The sequence below is a fragment of the Poseidonocella sp. HB161398 genome (assembly GCF_005870025.1).
Classification (GTDB): Bacteria; Pseudomonadota; Alphaproteobacteria; order Rhodobacterales; family Rhodobacteraceae; genus Mangrovicoccus.
Map to the genome: position 1 here is coordinate 1 of NZ_VATA01000286.1, position 580 is coordinate 580.

1 protein-coding gene is annotated in these 580 nt (G+C 70.2%); it reads left to right on the forward strand.

Translation table 11 applies throughout. The annotated features are described in order from the left end of the window. Nucleotides 1-436, forward strand: a 436-nt coding sequence (locus tag FGX59_RS38060) for a hypothetical protein (protein ID WP_171061036.1), incomplete at its 5' end; no start/stop codon positions are given. Between the last annotated feature and the right edge of the window lie 144 nt (nucleotides 437-580).

A 580-nucleotide genomic window follows, 5' to 3' on the forward strand; every position in this document is an offset into this window, starting at 1 on the left:
GGGCTACGAGGAGATCACTGCCGGTGCCGCGGACCTTCGCGGGAAGCTCCGCGCGATCAGCCTCTATTTCTTCGACTTGTCACTGGCTCATGAGGTGCAGTTCCGGCAATTCGTCGGCATGGCGCTTCTGGCCAGCGCAACGGCACCCGGAACGCCGCGCCGTGGCGGACGGCGGCTCGAGATGTACCGGCGGGCGCTTTCGGAGGGAGAGAGCGGCCTCGACGCGGCCGGGCAGGCGCGCCTAGTCAATGCTCTTGCCGCCACGACCGGGGCGGAGGCGATGATCGCCCTCCTGGATGTTGCCGGAGCCGGGGCCCAAGAGGCGCGCCGGACGGTTGGGGAGGTAACGGACGCGATACTGGACCGGCACTTTGGCGTCCCGAGCCGCACTGCTGCCGAGGGTCCGGGGCTCTGTTTCGGCGGAGACGCGTCTTGATCCCTTTCGGGAGTGAGGGGCGGCGCTGAGCGGGGTCCGGCGGTCTCGCCCTGGCCTGGCATGAGTGGTCACGGTCGGGTCGCCGCGGGTCATCAGGCCCGGCAACGGTCCCGGGCTGGCGGAATGGCCCTTCGCCTTCAGCCG